The sequence below is a fragment of the Gloeocapsopsis crepidinum LEGE 06123 genome (genome assembly GCF_015207655.1).
Taxonomy (GTDB): Bacteria; Cyanobacteriota; Cyanobacteriia; order Cyanobacteriales; family Chroococcidiopsidaceae; genus Gloeocapsopsis; species Gloeocapsopsis crepidinum.
The window spans coordinates 1-14,241 of sequence record NZ_JADEWN010000032.1 but is presented as its reverse complement, the minus strand read 5'-3'; the positions used below and the strand labels follow the sequence as shown (position 1 = coordinate 14,241).

The following is a 14,241-nucleotide window of genomic DNA, read 5'->3' as shown; positions in this document are numbered from 1 at the left end:
GTTAATAATCGTCTGGATCTATTGTGCTAGCAGTATCAAGCTTTTGGAGATTGACTGAGTATGTTTTTTGACGGAAAGTTTGATTGTTTCTAGTAACTAAAGAATCAAAGCTATCTTCAATTGATATTGATTGATCTGGATTACTATCTAAAGCTGCTGCTGTAAGTGTATTTTTAGCAAGCAAAAGAATTCCTACTATTAATGATTCTGCTGTGTTGGTAGCGCTTGCTGTTAAGCCTACTGCTGCTAAATCTGCTTTTGCAATTGTGAGTGTAGTTGCATCTTGTGTAGCACCTGCACCGAATACTTGCTGAAGTGTTGGTTCTGCCAATTTTGGAATATCTCAATTCTTCTAATCTAAGATATTCGATATTTAGAGGAATGGCGATCGCATATGAAAGGAATGAGTAAATATGAACAGCGTCTCCAGTTGTAGCAATTTCCCGAATACGTTAAAGATTCTTGCATATACGTAGTTGATACTTTGAATCTTTTACAATCTGCTGCTACAGAAATATTTGGAGATAATGTAGAGCCAGAAATTGTAATAGCTATGTACGATCGGGTTGTGCGAAAAGTACGAGAATTACAGAAAGAAGATGAAGTTTTTGATGACGAGAATTAACTGGTTCCCAAAATCATTAGATATATACTTCACTGGAAGGATCTTGATCCGTAGCAGCCTTTAGGATTTAATAGCTTGTATCTGCTCAGTGCCAATTTTACGTATTTTTACCGTTATCGGGCACACTACTTACCTGATTTAATTTGGAGTGTAGAAAAAGCAAAAGCCAGCGCTGACAGAGTTTGACGACCTAGATGCGCTGGCTTCGTTGTTTTCACTCCATTTGGGATACGGGTACTAACCAATCACAAATAAGGAGTAATTCAAATCACATATGGATTCTACAACAATATTTTGCTGTAAGGTAGTCACCCAGACTACAACCCTCGAAATGCAATCTCTACAAAGCATGGAGGGTAAGTAAATGAGCCAGTATAAAGATATCTGCCCTAACCATATTCACCGCGAACATTTTGATGAGTGGGTTATTTCTAGTGGGGTATCTCCTCAAATTACTTCACGGAATATTAGATCGCTCGTCGATTCTTGCGAAATAGATGAATTGCTCAATCGCAATACAAAACATCGCTGGCAGCACTGGGAACACGGGCCAGGCTGGTCAGTAACGGGAGTAGATCCAAAAACAGGAGAAATTACCTATGAGGGAAGCCAATTTAAACCTGATACCCCAGTTCATCGTCATGAGGACGGGAAGCCAAAATTTAAGCGCGATGGATCTCCTGATTATCAGAAATACTTTAATGCGAGTAATGCCGAAACATCACCGCTGTTTCTCGATACTGGCGAGCCGGATTATTGGCTGACTATTCTGAATACTCCTAGTACAAGAGTATTGATTACTGAGGGAGCTAAGAAGGCAGGCGCAGCATTGACTTGTGGGGAAGCGTGTATTTCACTGCCAGGAGTAACGAATGGGCAACGCAAGGGAAGGCTCAAGAAGGATTTAGCGCAATTCTGTACTGTGGGGCGGACGATTGTCCTAGCTTTTGATTCTGATTTATTTTTGAATCCGAATGTTTGCAAGGCACTTGATAAGTTGGGGCGGTTAATTTCAGCCCAAGGATCTGTGGTTAAAGTGCTGCTCTTGCCACCAGAAACGAAGGGAATTGATGATTTTATCGTTGTGCATGGTGAAGCAGCATTTAAGCAGCTTGTAGATGAAGCTATGACGTTTGAAGAGTGGAAAGCAGCTTATCCTATTACCCCACGCGGTAAATCGCTTTCTAAAAGCGATTTTAGCGACAAAGAAACGCTGTATGTGCCACCGGCTGAAGATAATTACATTTTGCAAGCAAAGCGCTGTCTGTACAGCAATACGCAGTGGATTTCGTATAACAAGAATTTGTATAAGTGGATCGGTACGCATTACGAGTTAGCTGATGCTGATGAGGAGAAACGGCGAATAGCGGCGTGGTGTGCCTCTACCTCAGTGATGACTAGCTACGATTGGGAATATAAGTATGCCACCGCGACGCACGTTGAGAATATCTACAATTGGCTGCTAATTGATTTCGGAATTGCTCGGAGCCGGATCAATCCTCCAGGAATTAATTGTTTGAATGGCAGATTAGTGATTGAGTGGGAGGGGAATAAACCTCGCTGGCAGTTGCAGCCACACAGTCCTGATATTCCTTACACGTATTGCAGCCAGTTTAATTTCGATCCGAATGCTGATCCAAGTAATTGCGATCGCCTCCTTGCCTGTCTTGAATCAGAGCAGCAAGAAATATTTATTCGCACTTTGGCGGCAAGTTTGGATTTGAATAAAATTCGCAGCCTAAGAGGGCAACGGATCAGGGCGCTACTGTGTAAGGGAGGCGGCAACAATGGCAAGGATGCCTTACGAGAAACGGTGTTGCAGTTGTACAGCATCGGTGTTGTGGGTGCGACGATTAATGATTTTGTGATGTATGACCAGGGGCGTAAATTTCCGTTAGCGAAGTTAGAAGGCGCTCGTGTCTCGTGGTCATCAGAAAATTCAAACTTCAATCAGTTGGATAATCTGCAAACGCTCAAAAAGGTAGTGACGGGCGATCCGCTAGATGTTGAGCATAAAAATATCGCTGAATACTCAACCACACCAGTAGCAGTGTTTTTCTTTAATATCAACGACGCGCCCAACTTGCAAGCGTCGCTAGAGGCGATTAAATCACGTTGGGCTGTATTGTCGTTCAACAAGACGTTTAAGCAGAATGCCGATCCGAGTAAAGGAGAATTAGAAGCTGATCCGCGATTTAGATACGATCCGGAATTCATTAGAAAGGAAATATGCCCCTCGCTGCTTAATAAGATGCTGGCAGCGTTGCCAGTAGTGGCGCGTGAGGGAATCGATTACAGCTGCACTGATAAGGCTTTGAGCGATATTCAGCGCGATACAAATCACTTGTGGGCTTTCTGTCAGGATGTGGGACTTGATTATCAGCCTGGTGGTCGGGTTTATATGGGGGAGCTACACGATAGTTTGCTCAAGTGGTACGTTGATAATGGTTTCTTGACAATTACAACAAATAGTAAAGGAGACACAAAGCGAGACTGGGTAGAACCTTCACGGCGTGGAGACAAGCTTGTAAAAGTATCAAAAGATGTCTGTCAGAGGTTTCAAGAGATATTTCCTAAAACCAAAAGAGAGACTGATTACACTCGTGGATCTCATACAGGACAAGTTTATTTATCAGGAATTGGATTTACAGCTGAGGCACTGCATAAGTCACCAGCTGAGGCACTGCATAAGTCACCAGCCCTTACAGAAAGCGCAGCTGAGCCGCATAAGGCACTCTCAGCTACTTCTTATTACATTTTTCAGCAAATTGAGAGATTATCAGTAGAAGAACGCTCGGCATTAATTAAAATCGTGAATCAGCGATGGGAGATACAAAATAGTGACTTAGCTGCCTCAGCTGCGCTCCCTGAGAGCGTTAGTGACTTATGCAGTGCCTCAGCTGGTGACTTATGCAGTGCCTCAGCTGACAATTCACCCCTGACCTCAACTGACAGCCCAAACGCTTATTTGAACGTTGTTTCAGCAAATAGAGCTTTGAATACTGGATCAGGAGATATCACTTTAGGCAATACCACAAAAAATTTTGCTGATCAAAATCAGAATAATCACACTTTCAAAATAGGCGATCAAGTGCAAATCGATTGCCCTGGCTCCAAGTACCACGGCAAAATCGGCACAATTACCCGCCTTAAGCAAGGCTACAAGTACGGACAGACAATACATCTAGCCGATATTCGCTTTCCTGGTGTAAGCCGTGCTTGGGAGGCTCAGGTCAATTGGTTACGTCCTGTAACGCCAGATGCTAAACCATAAGCACTTTTGAAAAGTATAATTACGGTATAGTTTTTATGCTGTTTCTATACTTTTCAAATTGGACTTTGAATTTGACAAAAATATCGGAAAAGCGATCAGTATGTAAAAGCTAGTAGATTGTTGCATCCCAGATTCACCGCCGCTCCCTGAGCCACTTCCAGCTTCACCGTTGCTTCACCATTTGCCTCACTTTGCTTCACCGAGTGCTTCAAGTGTTGGTTCTGCCAACAATGCCAATCTAACCAATTCATCAGGCTCAAATGCACTTATACAGGGGAATGCAGGTATTTCTGTAGACAACTCAACAAAAAATTTTGCTGATCAAAATCAGAATAATCACACTTTCAAAATAGGCGATCAAGTGCAAATCGATTGCCCTGGCTCCAAGTACCACGGCAAAATCGGCACAATTACCCGCCTTAAGCAAGGCTACAAGTACGGACAGACAATACATCTAGCCGATATTCGCTTTCCTGGTGTAAGCCGTGCTTGGGAGGCTCAGGTCAATTGGTTACGTCCTGTAACGCCAGATGCTAAACCATAAGCACTTTTGAAAAGTATAATTACGGTATAGTTTTTATGCTGTTTCTATACTTTTCAAATTGGACTTTGAATTTGACAAAAATAAGAGTTGTTCAAACAAAGAAAAGCACGGCATCGACTTTAGAGAAGCACAAGCTCTTTGGAGCGATACAAATCGCATTCAAATTCCAGCAAGAACGTCCGACGAACCACGATATTTAGTCATTGGGAGAATTGCTGATAAGTGTTGGTCCGCAGTCATGACCTATCGCGGTTACAAAATACGCATCATTTCAGTACGTCGTGCTAGATCCGAAGAGGTAGCAATTTATGAAGGCAAGTGAGTTTGACGAAAAGTTTGATTCTGGAGAAGACGTTACAGAATTTTTAGAGCTATCAAAGGCGTTACGTCCTGCTTATTCGCTCAAGCGAGTAAACGTTGACTTCCCCGCATGGATGATCGACGCGCTCGATCAAGAAGCACAGCGATTAGGAGTGACACGACAATCACTTATCAAGATGTGGTTAGCGGAGCGTTTAGAATTCAACCACGCAGCTAAGCATAAAAGCGATCGCATCAGCAATTAGTGTATAATTTGTACAAAACATACACTTTGTATGCTAATGACAAAAACCAACGTTAGTGAAGCTCGCAACAACCTACCAGAGCTAATCAATCGCGTTAATTATGCAAACGAGCGAATTTTGTTAGAGCGCCACGGTAAACCTGTAGCTGCAATTGTCAGCCTTGAGGATCTCAATCGTTTGGAAGCGCTAGAAGATGCAATTGATTCAATGGAATTACGCCGCGCAGTCGAACAAAACGACGGCTTCGTGACGTTAGAGTCAATTATTGCTAGTCGAGGCGAATGAGCGAGTCAGATACACACGGACGGCGGTACGCATTGCGGATTGCTAAGACAGCAGAAAAAGACTTATTCAATCTCCAAGCCAAACAATTTACCCAAGTTGCCAAAAAAATCTTTTCACTTCAAGGCAATCCCAAGCCTCAAGATTGCGCAGCACTCAAAGGCTACCCTGGGGGCTACCGCGTCAATCAAGGTGAATATCGCATTTTGTACACCATTGATGAAGAATCTCAAATTGTCGAAGTTTTTAGGGTAGGGAAACGCAACGATGGCGAAGTTTACCGCAACCTGTAAACTTCCGTTGTTGACATAAAGCGATCGATGCGATCGCAGTAAGCAAGCCTTGTTGTCAATGTCTTTCCCTGAAATATGCGCTCGTACTAGTAAAATATTGCTGTCGAGGGAGGACATTCAATGTTTACTCCATCCAAATATCAGACCGCTATTTTTGACTGGGTAACAAACGGACGTGGCGATGCTGTTATCGAAGCCTATGCAGGAAGTGGAAAGACAACAACGCTTGTAGAAGCCGCGTCACGGCTCCGCTCCGAGAAAGCAACATTCTTAGCCTTCAATAAGCACGTTGCCAAAGAACTACAGCTGCGCATCGGTAAATCAATGGCTTGTAAAACGATTCACTCGATCGGAATGAGTACGATCCGCAATCACTTGGGTAACGCGATCGTTGACGAACATAAATACACCGACATTGCCAGAGACTACGCCAAGGAGATTGCAGAAGGATTATTTTCGCGCTATCAATTAGCTCTCAAACAGTGGGCGCGATCTAAAAATAGAGACACCAAGGAACCAAAAGATCCACCAACTGCGACCTTTATTGCTAATCAACTCAAGCAATTAGCACATTTTTGTATGGTGACGTTAACACCATTTCATGATTACGACGCAGTGGAAGCAACGATCGCGCACTTTAATTGCTTGGATGATTCGCTTGATTTGAGGACGCTGCATTATCCTCTTGTTTCTCTCCTGCGTGATGGGGAAAGAATGGCTGCTGACAGTGCAACGATTAGCTATGACGATATGCTTTGGTTGCCTTACCAGTGGAACTTAACACCTTCAAAACAAGAGTGGATCTTTATTGATGAGTGTCAGGATCTCTCACCAGCACAACTCGACCTTGTTTTAAAGATGCGTGGCAGCGGTGGGCGACTACTATTTGTAGGCGATCGCCATCAAGCGATTTATGGTTTTGCAGGTGCAAGCTCTGATTCCTTTGATCAGATCATTGAAAAAACGCAAGCTACGATTCTGCCTCTAAGCATCTGCTACCGTTGCCCAAAAAAACACATCAAGCTAGCTCAGAAACTAGTACCGCAGATTGAAGCTGCGCCAAACGCTATAGAGGGCGTTGTCAGACACATTCCCCGAACAAAAGTTTCAAAGATAATCAGAGAAGGCGATCTAGTCGTCTCGCGATGCACAGCCCCTGCTATCAACTTGTGTATCGAATTGATTGCGCAAAGAATACCTGCAAGGGTTCGAGGTCGAGATATCGGGAAATCACTTACAGCGATCGTCAGAGAAGTTGGATCAGATCCAGATTTCGATTTTGAACACTTCGGCAAATTTCTAGAGGAGTACAAAGAAACCAAAATAGCTAAGCTGGCACAACGTAAAAATAGCGAAAGCCAGCAACAGTCTTTGTGCGATCGCCTTGATGGCATCTGGATCTGTTACAAGTCTTTTAATAGTCAGAACATTGAGCAATTCTGCCAAGAAATTGAACAATTGTTTTCGGACGTCCGTAGTTCAGTTGTACTAAGTACTGTTCACCGCGCCAAAGGGTTAGAGGAGAAAAGAGTATTTATCTTGCGTCCCGATCAACTGCCTTTAAAATATCCAAATCAGCAAGACTGGGAAAAAGACCAAGAAGAGAATCTAAAGTATGTTGCTCTGACCAGAGCTAAAGAAGAACTCTATTTTATTAAAGAAGATGAACCCAGCGAGGACGAAGAAGAGGAACAACCCGAAATTGAAGTGACGATCGAATATCTGCAACCTGATCAAGTTATTCCAAAAGTAAGTCAAATGTTTGAACCAAAAACAGAGATTTTGCCTCGACAAAGTAAAACTTTATGTCAAAACTATTCCAAACGGGATAAGTCTACTTTTGGAATAAAACGCTGAAATACGGAGAGGGAGGGATTTGAACCCTCGAAGGATGTTGACATCCTTAACGGATTAGCAATCCGCCGCTTTCGACCACTCAGCCACCTCTCCAGGGTCACGAAACAATATATTATCACACTTAAAGGCAACAAGCAAAAGCTAGAAGTCGATTTTAAGATATATTTTCCTAACCGCTAGCTCTTAACTAAAGTGCCTGCGATCGCAACCACGCAATTGGTAATGTACGTAATTTTCGCACCTGCGTGACATAAGCGCGTTGGCGGAACACGTCGTAGTCATTGCGTTCAATAACACTCAAAATTTGACTGTAATGCATCAATGCTGCCCATACCGGAAGACGTGCATCAGGTGATAGGTAACTAATTCCTGTTTCCGCATCAGCATAGATCTGTCGTGTCCGCCCAATTTGGAAGCGCATCAGTTCTCGCCAGCGATCGTCTACCACACCTTGAAATAGCTCTTCTTCAGAGTAATTGAAACGTTTGAGATCTTCTAGAGGCAGATAAATCCGTCCCCGACGGGCATCCTCGCCCACATCCCGCAGAATATTCGTGAGTTGTTTGGCAATTCCTAGGGCGATCGCTTTTGGAGTCGGATCGTGCGGTGCTTGATTTTGCTGCCATGCGGCTGTCGTCTTTGCCGGTTCAATGCCCATAACAGCAGTTGACATTAAACCTACAGTTCCCGCCACTCGGTAACAGTAAAGATTTAACTGCTCAAACGTCTCATAACGACTTCGATACAGATCCATTCGTTGTCCAGCAATCATGTCCCGAAACGGTTGAATGTTCAAGTCTGGAAACTGCTGGATAGTATCGACTAAAGCAACATCCATGTCATCAACGGGATGTCCCGCAAACACGGATTCTAGTTGCTGCTCCCATAGTTCCAATGTTTCAGGAGTTGTCATAGCAGCAGCTGGACCATCGACTAACTCGTCAGTACGGCGACACCAGGCATAGATTGCCCAGATAGCACGGCGTTTTTCCTCGCTCATCAGCAGTGTGGCGAGATAAAAGGTCTTGGCATACTTTGCCATGATCTGACGGCAAAGTTGGTATGCATCCTCCACAGATGCGAGCTTTTTCATGCACAGAGAATCAGGCAGTTGCAGCATTCGTTGCAGGCTGGATGTTTTGCATTTGCAGGCTATGAGAATTTGCCGACTGATGGGCTGCATTAATTGCCTGCGCTGTCAGCTTACCAGAAAGTACGGCACCTTCCATGCTACCTAGATATGGTTGCATGGTGTAACTCCCGCTAAGATAAAAATTATTGATTGGAGTTTGCTGGGTAGGGCGGTAATTTTGACGCCCTGGTATTGCTGTGTAAACTGACCGTGGTGTCTTGACTACGTGGTATTTCAACAGCTTTGCCGGATTGTCTCCACCGAAGTGTGCTGGAAAGAGGTTTTCTAACTCTGCCAACGTTGCTTGTAAAATTTCTTCATCAGACTTCTTAATCCAATCTTTGGCAGGAGCAAGAACTAATTCCAACATCGAGCGGTCAGGATCGGCATACCCGCGACAGGTATTACTCATATCCGCGTAAACGCTCAAAAGTGGCGATCGCGAAAATAGCAATTGATCAATATCGGTCAACTTGCGGTCAAACCACAATTGCAAGTTAACAACTGGTACTCCTTCAAGTCCTTCCAAAAGTTGGAAATACTCATTTTGCTTCCAGATTTCTGGTAATAAGACTTTAACAACATCAACAGACATCGCTGAGACATAAGCATCAGCCGTTATGACAAAATCTTCCGCCCCATTTAACCCGCGCATCAGATAGCCTTTAACACTACCATCAGCGTTGAGCAAAATTTCTTTCAAGGGCGCATTTACATGGACTTCTCCACCACGTTCGCTGATGTAATCTACCAGTGGTTGACACAGACGTTCGGTTGGTGAACCATCAAGAAATGCCATTTTTGAGCCATCTTTTTGTTGGAGAAAGCGGCTTAAAGCTGTTAACAATACGACAGCTGATATTTCATCTGGGTTGATAAAATTGAGCGATTTGGACGCAGCGATAAAAATATCTTGTTGTACCTCATCGCTGACGCCTTGCTGCTTCAACCATTCAGAAAAAGTGTATTGATCTGTCGCTTCTACATACTTTTGCCCTCGCAGCATCGCGGGAACCAAACCTTTTGCTAACTCAATTTTTTCACTCCAAGTCAGCATGTCGTTGTTGCGCAAGATTGCCACAATACCATTCAAGGGTGCGGGTAAGTTAGGAAAATCAAACCTGCTGTATGTACCTGGTTTTTCAGGTTGATTGAAGATCATCGTGTGTTCTTTCCACTGCAAACGATCTTCAATGCCCAGTTCTTTAAACAACTGCAACATATTGGGATATGCCCCAAAGAAAACGTGCAGCCCAGTTTCGTACCAGTCGCCATCGTTGTCTTGCCAAGCTGCAACCAAACCCCCCAATACATCTCGGCTTTCCAAAACAATGGGAGTGTGACCAGCGTCTGTGAGATATTTCGCGCAGGAAAGTCCTGCTAAACCTGCCCCAGCGATCGCTACTCGCATCTCTTTTGTATTTGACCTTCAGTGTTTTGATGTTTACTCGGTCTCATTATACTTTGCATTCCTTTACATTTGTAGCTGCCAAGCGAAGACCGAGGAGATTAGTACACTACAACTCTGACAGCAGAATTATGATGAAATCAAGGTACGACTTGCGATTGATACGTTTCTACAAGTAACTTTCTCGGCTGAATTTACACAAAAAATGTTTACATAACAGTATCAACTGCACTTCTGTTACAGCTTGCTCAATTCGTTTCGCGGTTCTATCAAGTTACCGAATCAGCAGCAACCAAAAAATCCGACAAGACCTCACCCAAATTTTTTAACTGCTCATAGAGTAAACTGGTGGAGCAAATTTCTCGTATAACCGAGCGAAGTAACAAATTCGTCTACCAAAGTTGCTTTGAGCTGTGGCTTAAGCGATATGGATAAGAAAATTTATGACTCTTGAGCGCAGAACCACGCTTTGGCAATCAAATTAACTGCATGTTGTTCTCCATCTGTAACATCTGTAAAGACTTCATTTATCCAAGAAAGTGGGCAATTCAGGTTCTATTCTATATAGGTAACGACTTCTGTTAAAAAAGCTAAAAACTCGGCAAATAGGCGGTCGTGGTCAATCTTGATTAAAGTGTTATATACCTTTTGCTTGAGCAAAGCGCGATCGCTGCCTTATGTATCCCTCGCTAGCAAGATACAATTGATTCAGCAAAGGTTCTCAACAATAATTTATTAAAACGCGCGAGGAGAACATCAACGCATGGGCAAAGTAGTCGGCATAGACCTTGGTACAACCAACTCAGTGGTAGCTGTCATGGAGGGTGGCAAGCCGGTGGTGATTGCCAATGCCGAAGGAATGCGGACTACTCCCTCGGTGGTAAGCTTCAGCAAAGACGGAGAGCGAGTTGTTGGGGAGATGGCACGGCGACAAACCGTTCTCAACCCCCAAAATACCTTCTACGCCGTTAAACGATTTATTGGTCGCAAATATGGCGAACTCAGTCCAGAATCAAAACGAGTGCCATACACCGTACGGAGAGACGAGGCAGGTAACGTCAAAATCAAGTGTCCGCGTCTGGATAAAGATTTTGCGCCAGAAGAAATTAGTGCAATGGTGCTACGCAAACTTGTAGAAGACGCTAGCCGATACTTGGGCGAACCAATAACTGGAGCAGTTCTAACAGTACCAGCATACTTTAATGATTCTCAACGACAAGCCACACGCGATGCGGGACGAATTGCAGGGTTGGAAGTGTTGCGGATATTAAATGAACCGACTGCTGCATCTTTAGCCTACGGTTTAGACAAGCAAGAAAACCAAACAATTCTAGTATTCGATTTAGGTGGCGGCACGTTTGACGTATCGGTATTAGAAGTTGGTGATGGTGTATTTGAGGTGAAAGCTACAAGTGGCGATACTCAACTTGGTGGTAATGATTTTGACAAAAAAATTGTTGACTGGCTAGCAGATCAGTTTTTAGAGACTGAGGAAGTTGATTTAAGACGCGATCGCCAAGCCCTTCAACGCCTCACAGAAGCCGCAGAAAAAGCCAAAATTGAACTTTCTGGCGTAACGGTCACTGACATTAATTTACCCTTCATCACGGCAACAGCAGATGGACCTAAACACCTAGAAACACGCTTAACGCGGACGCAATTTGAAGGGCTGTGTACTGACTTGGTGGCGCGACTGCGTACGCCCGTAAAACGCGCACTGACAGATGCTAATCTTCGACCCACAGATATTGAAGAAGTAGTTCTTGTTGGCGGCGGTACGCGAATGCCAATGGTACAGCAAATCGTCCGCGCCATGATTGGTCTAGAACCGAACCAAAATGTCAACCCTGATGAAGTTGTTGCAGTCGGTGCAGCGATTCAAGCCGGAATTCTAGGCGGAGAAGTCAAAGATATTCTGTTGTTGGATGTGACGCCATTGTCGTTGGGGTTGGAAACAAGTAACGGCGTGATGAAGAAACTTATTCCCCGCAATACGACAATTCCAGTGCGGCGGTCTGACATCTTTTCCACGGCAAGTAATAACCAAACTTTAGTGGAAATCCATGTTGTTCAAGGCGAACGCGAAATGGCAGGTGATAATAAATCCCTGGGCAGGTTTAAACTCACGGGTATTTCTCCTGCACCGCGAGGTGTGCCGCAAATTCAAGTCGCATTTGACATTGATGCCAATGGCATTTTGTTAGTAACAGCCCTTGACCGAACGACAGGTCGCGAACAGAGTGTTACGATTCAAGGTGCTTCTACCCTAAGCGAAGCAGAAGTCCGGCGAATGATTCAAGAAGCAGAACAATATGCCCAATCTGACCGCAAACGGAAAGAAAAGGTAGAAAAGCGCACTCGTGCTGAGGCTTTGATTTTACAAGCAGAAAGACAGCTTAAAGAAATTGGGTTGGACTTTGGGATGCAGTTCGCACGAAGTCGCAGACAACGCATTGAAGCAATTAGTCGAGAATTGCGCGAATATCTTGCTAAGGAAAACGATCGAGGAATTGATCAAGCTTACGCTGATCTCCAAGATGCATTGTATGAACTCAACCGCGAAGTTCGACAATATTTTAGTGAGGACGAAGATGATGATTTGTTTGGCTCAATTCGTCGTATCTTCACTGGCGAAGATGACTGGGAACCACCAAGGCGAGAGACGCGTTCCCCTTACTCCCCATATTATAATGACAGACCAACCTATAATGACAGGTCAAGTAGACCGCGTCCGTCTTATCAAGATAACTGGGATGAAGACGATGACAACTGGCTGTAACTCACTCGACTGTGACTGCTTGCGGCGATTAAACTAGTTTGAACTGACAACTTTGAAAGCTGATAGCTGAGGGCTGATAGCTGATCGCTAAACTATGCAAAACGTGCAAAACTTTCGGGACTATTACGAAATTTTAGGAGTACCTAGAGACGCGACAAATGAGGAGATAAAGAAGGTCTTTCGACGGTTAGCGCGACAATATCATCCTGACTTAAACCCAGGGAATAAAGAAGCCGAGGAGAAATTTAAAGATATCAACGAGGCTTACGAAATTCTCTCTGACCAAACGAAAAGGGCGCAGTATGACGAATACAGTAGTCACTGGAAAAAAGGGTTTTGGAGTAAGCAAACTGCACGAGCAAAATCTTGGAGCGATCGCCGTGGTAGTACAGATGATGTTGATTATGGTCAATTTTCTGATTTTAATACCTTTATTGACCAAGTACTAGGACGTCGCAAAGAAAGAAACGGCAAGAATTCTTCTCCACCTCCAAGTAGTCCACCTCGCGATCCTTTTCGTCCAGGAACAACGCGAACTGCTTACACAATTTCTTCACGTTCAAGTCGTCGCGATGTTGAAGCAAAATTAACTTTACCCTTGGAAAAAGCCTATCAGGGTGGAATTGAGCGAATTCGCTTAGAAGATGGGCGATCGCTAGAAATTAATATGCCTTCTGGAATGATTACAGGTCAAACAATCCGCTTACGAGAGCAAGGTCTTGGTGGTGGTGACTTATACCTGAAAATTACTGTGTCTCCCCACCATTTCTTTAAGTTAGAAGGCAATGATATTGCTATCCAAGTACCTGTTACTCCCAGTGAAGCAGCATTAGGAATTCCTGTGGAAGTACCAACTTTAGACGGTAGAGTGAAAATGAACATTCCTCCAGGAGTTAAGTCAGGTCAAAGGCTACGTTTAGCAAGTAAAGGCTACCCCGATGAAGAAGGTCAACGCGGCGATCAATTAGTAGAAATTCAAATCGTCGTTCCCAAAAATTTGAGTTCTCAAGAAAGAGAACTCTATGAAAAACTGCACAAAGCCACAGCTTACAACCCTCGTACTGATTTACCTGTGTAATTAAGGTTAACGGGTGTAGGAAACATGAGCTAAACAAGGAATTTTGCTGTCTCAAATAAGATATCCATAGCTAGTGAGCTGTTGGAGATCAGAAAAAAAGTCTCTTTGAGATCTTCGTTACTGCTCAAGCTAATACAAAAGCAGCTTTTTGCCAACCTTTCCCTTAATGCAAGCTATTACTAATAACTTTTCCTATAATTAAGCGTATTAATTGTCAATAGTCAAAAGGTAAAAATTTACACTTAAGCCGATACATCTACGAAGAGAAATAATACTAAACCGCGTTCTAAAGAACAATTCTCAGATGAGGGAAGTAGGTCATGGAAGACAGCTTTGCAGGAGCTAGCATTAACTCCTGCAAGCCTTGGCAAAGGACATCTGTAACAGCATCAAGTGAGTCGAA

13 protein-coding genes and 1 tRNA gene are annotated in these 14,241 nt (G+C 43.8%); 10 read left to right on the top strand and 4 right to left on the bottom strand.

What is annotated here, in order from left to right; genetic code table 11:
* Window position 1: 1 nt before the first annotated feature.
* Window positions 2–331: a hypothetical protein gene (locus IQ230_RS13780; RefSeq protein WP_193932542.1), complete on the bottom strand. Its 330-nt coding sequence runs from the start codon at window positions 329–331 to the stop codon at window positions 2–4.
* A gap of 153 nt (window positions 332–484) precedes the next feature.
* Here IQ230_RS13780 and IQ230_RS13775 point away from each other — a divergent pair, with 153 nt between their 5' ends.
* The 8 genes from IQ230_RS13775 to IQ230_RS13740 all read left to right on the top strand — a co-directional run bounded on the left by IQ230_RS13775 (window position 485) and on the right by IQ230_RS13740 (window position 7,441).
* Complete coding sequence (locus IQ230_RS13775; RefSeq protein WP_193932541.1) at window positions 485–625, top strand: hypothetical protein; 141 nt, start codon at window positions 485–487, stop codon at window positions 623–625.
* A gap of 364 nt (window positions 626–989) precedes the next feature.
* Window positions 990–3,899 carry a DUF3854 domain-containing protein gene (locus IQ230_RS13770; protein WP_193932540.1) on the top strand — a complete coding sequence of 970 codons (2,910 nt, stop codon included), beginning with the start codon at window positions 990–992 and terminating at the stop codon, window positions 3,897–3,899.
* A gap of 169 nt (window positions 3,900–4,068) precedes the next feature.
* On the top strand, window positions 4,069–4,443 hold the full coding sequence (locus IQ230_RS13765) for a hypothetical protein (RefSeq protein ID WP_193932539.1): 375 nt from the start codon (window positions 4,069–4,071) through the stop codon (window positions 4,441–4,443).
* A 58-nt stretch (window positions 4,444–4,501) separates the two neighbouring features.
* A complete protein-coding gene (locus IQ230_RS13760; RefSeq protein WP_193932538.1) occupies window positions 4,502–4,765 on the top strand; it encodes a BrnT family toxin in 264 nt (87 codons plus the stop codon).
* Window positions 4,752–5,009: a type II toxin-antitoxin system BrnA family antitoxin gene (gene brnA / locus IQ230_RS13755; RefSeq protein ID WP_193932537.1), complete on the top strand. Its 258-nt coding sequence runs from the start codon at window positions 4,752–4,754 to the stop codon at window positions 5,007–5,009. Before IQ230_RS13760 ends, brnA begins: the two co-directional genes overlap by 14 nt.
* Window positions 5,010–5,045: 36 nt before the next feature.
* Complete coding sequence (locus IQ230_RS13750) at window positions 5,046–5,294, top strand: type II toxin-antitoxin system Phd/YefM family antitoxin (protein ID WP_193932536.1); 249 nt, start codon at window positions 5,046–5,048, stop codon at window positions 5,292–5,294.
* Window positions 5,291–5,584 (top strand): type II toxin-antitoxin system RelE family toxin, encoded by a 294-nt coding sequence (locus tag IQ230_RS13745; protein WP_193932535.1) that lies wholly within the window; start codon window positions 5,291–5,293, stop codon window positions 5,582–5,584. The genes IQ230_RS13750 and IQ230_RS13745 overlap by 4 nt, the downstream gene beginning before the upstream one ends.
* Window positions 5,585–5,704: 120 nt before the next feature.
* Window positions 5,705–7,441, top strand: a complete 1,737-nt coding sequence (locus IQ230_RS13740; RefSeq protein ID WP_193932534.1) for a UvrD-helicase domain-containing protein — start codon at window positions 5,705–5,707, stop codon at window positions 7,439–7,441.
* Window positions 7,442–7,445: 4 nt separating this feature from the next.
* Here the strand turns inward: IQ230_RS13740 and IQ230_RS13735 are convergent.
* The 3 genes from IQ230_RS13735 to pds form a co-directional block, all read right to left on the bottom strand.
* Window positions 7,446–7,534: transfer RNA gene (locus tag IQ230_RS13735), tRNA-Ser, on the bottom strand.
* Window positions 7,535–7,628: 94 nt separating this feature from the next.
* Window positions 7,629–8,561, bottom strand: a complete 933-nt coding sequence (crtB, locus tag IQ230_RS13730; RefSeq protein WP_193932533.1) for a 15-cis-phytoene synthase CrtB — start codon at window positions 8,559–8,561, stop codon at window positions 7,629–7,631.
* Window positions 8,545–9,984 carry a 15-cis-phytoene desaturase gene (gene pds, locus IQ230_RS13725; protein WP_193932532.1) on the bottom strand — a complete coding sequence of 480 codons (1,440 nt, stop codon included), beginning with the start codon at window positions 9,982–9,984 and terminating at the stop codon, window positions 8,545–8,547. Before pds ends, crtB begins: the two co-directional genes overlap by 17 nt.
* A 760-nt stretch (window positions 9,985–10,744) precedes the next feature.
* Between pds and dnaK the strand changes: the two genes are divergently transcribed.
* Window positions 10,745–12,760, top strand: coding sequence for a molecular chaperone DnaK (gene dnaK / locus IQ230_RS13720; protein WP_193932531.1), 2,016 nt, complete (start codon window positions 10,745–10,747; stop codon window positions 12,758–12,760).
* A gap of 94 nt (window positions 12,761–12,854) precedes the next feature.
* The gene (locus IQ230_RS13715) at window positions 12,855–13,838 is read left to right on the top strand and encodes a DnaJ C-terminal domain-containing protein (RefSeq protein WP_193932530.1); all 984 of its coding nucleotides are present in this window, start codon (window positions 12,855–12,857) and stop codon (window positions 13,836–13,838) included.
* Window positions 13,839–14,241: the final 403 nt, after the last annotated feature.

Coding starts and splice junctions, on each gene's coding strand:
- brnA (WP_193932537.1), top strand. CDS start 4,752: ATGAAGGCAAGTGAGTTTGACGAAAAGTTTGATTCTGGAGAAGACGTT.
- crtB (WP_193932533.1), bottom strand. CDS start 8,561: ATGCTGCAACTGCCTGATTCTCTGTGCATGAAAAAGCTCGCATCTGTG.
- dnaK (WP_193932531.1), top strand. CDS start 10,745: ATGGGCAAAGTAGTCGGCATAGACCTTGGTACAACCAACTCAGTGGTA.
- IQ230_RS13740 (WP_193932534.1), top strand. CDS start 5,705: ATGTTTACTCCATCCAAATATCAGACCGCTATTTTTGACTGGGTAACA.
- IQ230_RS13750 (WP_193932536.1), top strand. CDS start 5,046: ATGACAAAAACCAACGTTAGTGAAGCTCGCAACAACCTACCAGAGCTA.
- pds (WP_193932532.1), bottom strand. CDS start 9,984: ATGCGAGTAGCGATCGCTGGGGCAGGTTTAGCAGGACTTTCCTGCGCG.
- IQ230_RS13715 (WP_193932530.1), top strand. CDS start 12,855: ATGCAAAACGTGCAAAACTTTCGGGACTATTACGAAATTTTAGGAGTA.
- IQ230_RS13770 (WP_193932540.1), top strand. CDS start 990: ATGAGCCAGTATAAAGATATCTGCCCTAACCATATTCACCGCGAACAT.
- IQ230_RS13745 (WP_193932535.1), top strand. CDS start 5,291: ATGAGCGAGTCAGATACACACGGACGGCGGTACGCATTGCGGATTGCT.